Source organism: Secundilactobacillus paracollinoides DSM 15502 = JCM 11969, from assembly GCF_001311135.1.
GTDB lineage: Bacteria > Bacillota > Bacilli > Lactobacillales > Lactobacillaceae > Secundilactobacillus > Secundilactobacillus paracollinoides.
Map to the genome: position 1 here is coordinate 1 of NZ_BBAG01000095.1, position 6,852 is coordinate 6,852.

Consider the following 6,852-nt stretch of genomic DNA (forward strand, 5'->3'; position numbering starts at 1 on the left):
GGTTATGTAAATAATGTGTCGAATTTTACGGAATTATATTTCCGTGAAGATGAAAAACATGGCATTAATTTTTGGATCTATATACTCCTATTAAAAGTTAATGATCCTTCAGAATTAAGTGGCACTAGTTGGACAGACATTGAAACGACAATTTACGAATTTCTTGAAAAAGAAGTTCATGTTCCTGCAACTAAAGAAAACTTATCAATCATCTCTTTTGAAGATCTGCCTTGGAAAAATGGTGAACTTAGTCTTAATTCTCCAAATGGTACTCTTTCAGACCATTCAATGCTCACGATATCTTCCCAACGATACTCGCTCGCTGCAACAATAATAGTTATAATAATATCTATACAACGCCAAGTTCAGGTCTTTAATATGTCAAATAGCTTCATCAATTATATTTTTGAAGAACTTAAAAATCTTGAGACTGACTTTCAAACTTATCTAGAAACGCAAATCAACGATGAATATCAAACTAAAGCAAACAAGCTTTTAAATGCCCTGGCAGATAATAAGAAATTCAATTTATTATCTTTCAATTATACTTCTCCCGAAAACGTTAATGATAATTGTGCAAAAACTCGGCATGTCCATGGTAGTCTTCTAAATCATCCAATCATGGGAATCAATCCACAGTTAGTAGATCCCACTAGTAAAAATTTTCACTTTACTAAATTATCGCGTATTTTTTCTTCAAAGGAGTCTGGCTTTACCAATACCCAGATTTTTGATGATTCAATTAACCAAATAATATTTTATGGCCATTCACTAACTCAAGCTGATTGGAATTATTTTTTCTCAATCTTCGATCACTTCAATATTTACTCTTCCAATATTTCACTAGTTTTTTACTATTCAATTTACGATAATGCTGATAGAGAGATGATTCAAACTAACACCATTGATTCCGTAATGAAATTATTATCAGCTTACGCAGGCTATAATCCTCAAATCCAAAATAAAGTCATTGGTTCCCAGGCATCTAATGGGGCAACTAATACTAATCCCGTTAGTCATTTTGCAATGAATAACTTAATATCCAAGCTCACGCTTGAGAATAGGCTCCGTATCCTTCCACTTTCACTGTAATACAACTAAAAGTCAGTTTCATTTACACCTCTCCTTGAAAAAGTCATTAATCTACTTTAAAATCCCAACAAGATTCAAATTAATACTCCAAACTAATTAAATGGTCCAACAAACGATAAAGAGGGCAATTTGGCTGTAGCCAAATTGCCTTTTTTTAAATATATTACATAGCAATTATGTATACTGTGGTGGCCCAAACAATCCTTAAAACAATCCTTAAAACAGCCTTAAAATCGCCCCAACAATATACAATCATATTGACGGTTAATATAACCAATAATAAACATTATACACCCAAAACTTCCACCTAACCCTTTAAACATTTCTTTATTTTCCCGTAATATACATGCAAATAAGCGTGACAACCTTAAATCAACCTAAAATCCACGTGCAAATTGCGTTACTTTTTCGTGAACGTTCTTTTAAGGATTTATAACATGGGTTAATTATGGCAAATATGATGTTATAGTGTCTGTGTTGCCAGCGAGTGTGCTGGCGGCAAATACTATTTTTTCACTGAGGAGTGAATGACACATGAAAAATGGGATGAAGAAATCTCTATATTTGGGTTTAGCCGCAGTTTCATTAGTAGCTTCAGGGGCAGCATCTTCTACTACTGCTAGCGCTAAGTCATATGCTACTGTCACATCAAACAAGACCTTAACCACGGCAGCTACTAGCCGTAACGTTACCTTAACTGGGACCAACGCTTTGTACACCAAAGCTGGTACCTTGAAGGGTGCTAAGGTCGTTGCTACAACGACTACTGCTAAGAAGCTTGCTTCTTCTACTAGTGGTAAGAGTAACTTCCGTCCTTACAAAGTAGCCACTACTAACCGTGGTTCCGTTTACTACAAGGTTGTATCATTTGATGGTACATACCGTGGCTGGATCTACGGCGGGAAGTCTACTTCTGCCTTTGCTGGTGGTATCAAGTCATATGACACCACTACATCAGCTACAGCACCATCATCAAGTGCTACTTACAAGTTGAGTGCTACTACTAGCACAACTGCTAACACCTTGTTCTACGCACAACCAGCTTACGCACAATATAAAGTTGGCCGTGCCAAGGTTAGCGGTTCTGTCTTAACTTCAACTGACGCTTACAAGGATTCATCATTTACCTTCGGCGCTGCTGAAAAGACCAGCCGTGAAGGCGACACTTGGTACCAAATTGCTTCCGTTGATGGCTCAACCACTAACGGCTTAGTTGGTGCTGGGTAAAGGCTTCTAACGTTAGCCAAACTAACGCAGAACCTACAGCAACCTCAGATAACAGCGTAACTGTCGTCTACCGTGATGCTCAAAAGAACATCGTTTCAACGGCTACTAACAAGTTTATCGCTAAAGATGGTACGGCCGATGTCGGCAATAATAACAAAGTCAGTTCAAGCGATACCAACACTGCAGGTTTGACTTTAGCTGAATTTGCTAAGGCTAACTTGCCTTCAGGTTACACTGAAACTACCGACGGTGAATCATACTTGAGCTCAGCTGTTTACGGTGGTACTGCATACGTCACTGTTGCCAAGGGTGCTACTTCAAAAGTTTCATTTGAAAACGCAAACTACAGCAGCTTAGCTTCAACTGACTTTGCCGCTGGGTTCCCAACATTGACTGCTACTCAACAAGGTGCCTTCACTGGTGTTGCTGCTGACACTATCAGTGCATCAGCATTTACTGACACCGATGCTATCGGCTCATTGTTCCAAGGCACTAGTGTAGCAACTTACAGTACTGATGATAGTACAGCAACCACCTCTGGTTCAGAGAATGGTTACTATGGTAAGGCCGCAGCTAACGGTTACTCATACTTCTACACTTATGATGCTACTAAGACTGCCGCAGCTAACACCTCAACTAAGTACGGTGACACGATCAAGTTGGTATTTGACCAAACTTACGCTAAGACACCTACTACAACAACTACTACTGATTCAGGCAACACCGATTACGCTAACTAATTCCCTCAAGATTAGCTAGTAACTTTCTAAGTCATTCGTATTCCAATTCCAAACATATAGCTAAAAATAGTATAAATAGTCGACGATATCAACAGGGTATAAAGAGAGCCTTGCATTTGATAGTTTGACTATGAGCGCCCGAGTTTATGCAAGAACTCGGGCGCTTTTTCTGTGTGATCAGAACTGCAATATCCTAAGCGTGCCTGCCGGTGTATGATGGTAGTGAAACGATGCTGTGCTCTCTTCTTGGGGCACAGCTCGAAGAATCAAGACCAACCAATAAAATGATATAGAAAGGGATTTTAAATCATGGAACTAGCAAAAATCAAAACAATCGGCAACATTGGTGCAGGCACTATGGGCCACGCAACTGCGCTCCAGTTCGCGATGCGTGGTTACCAAGTTAATCTATTAGATACTAGTAAAGAAGCCTTAGAACGCGGAATTGATGGCATTAAGAACGACATCAAGACGTTTCAAGACGCAGGTATGTTGACCGATACAGCAGAAACGGTTTTGGCGCGGATCCACACGACTACGGATTATAAGACCACTCTTGCGGGTGCTGATTTCGTCATCGAATCAGTTGTTGAAGACATGGCTGTTAAACAACTTGTTTGGCAAGAGGCTGAGAAATATGTATCTGATCATACGATCCTGGCAACCAACACATCTGGATTAAGCCCTACCGAGATTCAAAGTGTCCTTAATAAACCAGAACGTTTTGTGGTTGCTCACTTTTGGAATCCAGCCCAACTCATGCCGTTAGTGGAAGTTGTGCCTGGTAAAGCAACATCAGAAGCGACTGTCTCGGACACCGTTGCGCTGATGAACCATATTGGTAAACATGCCGTTCCGCTTAAAAAGGAAAGTCTCGGCTTCGTCGGCAACCGAATCCAATTAGCTGTTCTTCGGGAAGCCTTCCACATTGTTGATGAAGGTATCGCGACGCCAGAAGCCGTTGATGACATCATTAAGTACAGTTTGGGACGTCGTTGGAGTTTAGTGGGACCGATTGCGAGTGCTGACTTAGGTGGGCTGGATGTCTTTAAGAATATCAGTTCATACCTGTACGCTGATTTAGCCGCTGACAAAGGGACGGATCCCCTTCTCGATAAAATGGTCAGTGAGGGTAAATTAGGGCTTAAAACAGGTCAAGGATTCTTCCCTTGGACTGGTGAAGCTGGTGAAACCATTGTTAATGATCGTGATACGCAGTTACTGAAGTTATTGAAGGAAGATTCTGAACAGTAGTCTGTTAAGGCAAAGTAGTGTTACTTAAAAAGCATCCGCCAGTTTTGAATAATTAACTGACGGATGCTTTTTCGATTCTTTATATGACTTGTGTTCAATTATTGAGCTGTGTAGCCACCATCAGCAACTAATTCGGCCCCGGTGATATAACTTGATTCGTCTGAAGCTAAGAAATTCATCACGTTAGCCAACTCTTCTGGCCGACCATTCCGGCCTAAGGGTATAATCTTCTTGATTTCATCCTGTTGATCTTGAGGAACCCCATTCAGAATTGGCGTATCAATGGTACCAGGATGAACTGAATTAACACGGATGTTATCATGAGCCAATTCAAGCGCCATGTCTTTTGTCATCCCACGGACAGCAAACTTGCTGGCACCGTACGCAATAGAACCAGGCATCCCAACCAATCCACCAATGGAAGATAGGTTAATAATTGAGCCCTTACCCGCTTTCCGCATACTTGGCAGAATGGTCTTCATGCCGTAGTAAACAGAATACTGATTAACCTTGATTACCTTGTCATACTGTTCTGGGGTGATGTCGTCAATCGTGCCCATGATACCAATACCTGCGTTGTTCACTAATACGTTGATTGGACCAAACTTCTTTTCGCCGTCCGCAACGACCTGTTGCCATTCATCGTATGAACTGACGTCAAGTTTGATAAAGATGGCATTGTCACCTAACATTTCTTGTAATGCTTGACCATCCTTTTCATTCAGATCAGTCATGATCACTTTAGCACCGTGTTCTACGAAATTTTCTGCGGTTGCTTTCCCCATACCACTGGATGCACCGGTAACTAGTGCCGTAACGTTGTTTAAATCTGCCATAATCAATTACTCCTTTATTGAATAGAATCCTGTCTTACCCCTATTCTATCTAAATAAAGCGATTACATAAGGGCCGGATTTAGCGGATGTGTCCCATTTTTCTGATCAAGATAAATTATTACTCTATTTTAGCTGTGTTTAAGGTTCTGGATTTACGATGAACGCAACAATCAAATATTTATGTGCAAACAAAAAGGCCTCACTGAGGAGGGCCTTTGGAAATCATAGCAAGTTCTTAAACTAAAATGTTTTTAGTTTAAGAAGTTAGTGTTAGTGCTAGTATCTGCTGCTGCTGCAGGAGCAGTTGTAGTTGTATTCTTATCGAAGTACAAGTTGATGTTATTACCGTACTTAGCAGCAACGTTTGCACTGTCACTTTCAGTTCTAGACTGATCGTAAGTGTAGTAAGTGTAAACTGGCTTGCCATCTGCACCAGTTGCAGTAGCCTTCAAGTAGTACTTGTTAGTGCCAAATGCACTTTCCAAAGTCTTGAACAAGGTACCCGATGATACCAATGAAGATGAGTTGCCAGTAAAGTCGGCTTGTTGTGCAGCAGTCAATGCAGGTGCATTACTAAAATCAGCAGCTGTAAGACCAGTTGTACCAACTGAGGTTGGTGTATCAAGACTCAAAAGAGTAGCCTTTGAAGTTGATGCTGCAACAACAGTTACGTTAGCAGTACCGCCAAAGGTAGTCCCAACGTATGAGCCGGTAGCCAATTGATACCCTGCAGGCAAGTTTGCTTGATGAAGTCGTCAATGGTCTGGCCAGCAGTGTTCTTGATATCATTTGCAGCTTGCCCAGCCTTAGTATTGGTACCTGCAGCGGCGATGAACTTACCAGATGCGGCGCCAACTTGGTTACCATTTGCAGTCTTGTAAACAACGCTAATACTGTTGTCTGAAGTTGCAGCAGGTTCTGCATTACTCTGTGTAACAGCAGAAGCTGGAATCCAGTCGCCAACTAAGCCGCTTTCGTTAGATGCTGAAGCAACCTTGTAGTATAAATCACCGGCACGGTTAGTAGCGGCATCGTTAAAGGTGAAGAAGTGTCTTTGTACGCATCAGTGGATGCAATGACACTCCCGTTTAACTTAGCACGACCAACTTTATATTGAGCCCATGCTGGTTGAGCATAGATAGCCTTGTTAGATGAAGAACTTACAGCACTGTCAGTTAATTTATAAGTAGCAGTAGTTGCTGGAGCAGTTGCTGACTTTGTGGTGTTATATGACGAAATGCCACCACCAAATTTTGTCGTTGACTTACCACCATAGATCCAACCACGGTATTGGCCATCAAATGAAACAACCTTATAGTATACAGATCCACGGTTAGTCGTTGCCACTTGGTAAGCACGGAAAGTAGCCGCACCATTGGTAGATGAGCTTAAAGACTTAGCGGTTGCAGTTGAAGCAACAACCTTGGCCCCCTTCAAGGTACCTGCCTTAGTATACAATGCATTGCTACCGTTCAAGTTAACGTTACGGCTAGTTGCTGCCGTGGTTAAAGTCTTGTTTGAGGTAACTTTTGCGTATGACTTTGCACTTGCATTAGTAGTTGCAACACTAGTAGCAGCTAAAACTGAAACAGCGGCTAAACCAAAATACAATGATTTCTTTAAACTTTTCTTCATAATGATAAGATATCCCCTTCTATCCTAAAGTTGAGTGACAGTTGTTCTTCACTACAATGTTATTCTAC

At 41.1% G+C, this 6,852-nt stretch carries 7 protein-coding genes; 4 read left to right on the top strand and 3 right to left on the bottom strand.

Going from position 1 to position 6,852, the window contains the following annotated elements:
* The 4 genes from JCM11969_RS15630 to JCM11969_RS15645 all read left to right on the top strand — a co-directional run.
* On the top strand, window positions 1-1,092 hold a 1,092-nt coding region (locus JCM11969_RS15630; protein ID WP_082409428.1), incomplete at its 5' end, for an AbiH family protein.
* A gap of 534 nt (window positions 1,093-1,626) precedes the next feature.
* Window positions 1,627-2,319 carry a hypothetical protein gene (locus JCM11969_RS15635; protein WP_054712684.1) on the top strand — a complete coding sequence of 231 codons (693 nt, stop codon included), beginning with the start codon at window positions 1,627-1,629 and terminating at the stop codon, window positions 2,317-2,319.
* 188 nt (window positions 2,320-2,507) lie between these two features.
* Entirely contained in the window at window positions 2,508-3,059 is a 552-nt protein-coding gene (locus tag JCM11969_RS15640) for a hypothetical protein (protein WP_054712687.1), read from the top strand.
* A 309-nt stretch (window positions 3,060-3,368) separates the two neighbouring features.
* On the top strand, window positions 3,369-4,313 hold the full coding sequence (locus tag JCM11969_RS15645) for a 3-hydroxyacyl-CoA dehydrogenase family protein (protein WP_054712689.1): 945 nt from the start codon (window positions 3,369-3,371) through the stop codon (window positions 4,311-4,313).
* 98 nt (window positions 4,314-4,411) lie between these two features.
* Here JCM11969_RS15645 and JCM11969_RS15650 read toward each other — a convergent pair whose 3' ends face one another.
* From JCM11969_RS15650 to JCM11969_RS18310, 3 genes are all read right to left on the bottom strand, one after another.
* Window positions 4,412-5,149 carry an SDR family NAD(P)-dependent oxidoreductase gene (locus JCM11969_RS15650; protein WP_054712692.1) on the bottom strand — a complete coding sequence of 246 codons (738 nt, stop codon included), beginning with the start codon at window positions 5,147-5,149 and terminating at the stop codon, window positions 4,412-4,414.
* A gap of 251 nt (window positions 5,150-5,400) precedes the next feature.
* Window positions 5,401-5,868 carry a hypothetical protein gene (locus JCM11969_RS15655; protein WP_054712694.1) on the bottom strand — a complete coding sequence of 156 codons (468 nt, stop codon included), beginning with the start codon at window positions 5,866-5,868 and terminating at the stop codon, window positions 5,401-5,403.
* 244 nt (window positions 5,869-6,112) lie between these two features.
* Window positions 6,113-6,784, bottom strand: coding sequence for a hypothetical protein (locus JCM11969_RS18310; RefSeq protein ID WP_054712696.1), 672 nt, complete (start codon window positions 6,782-6,784; stop codon window positions 6,113-6,115).
* Window positions 6,785-6,852: the final 68 nt, after the last annotated feature.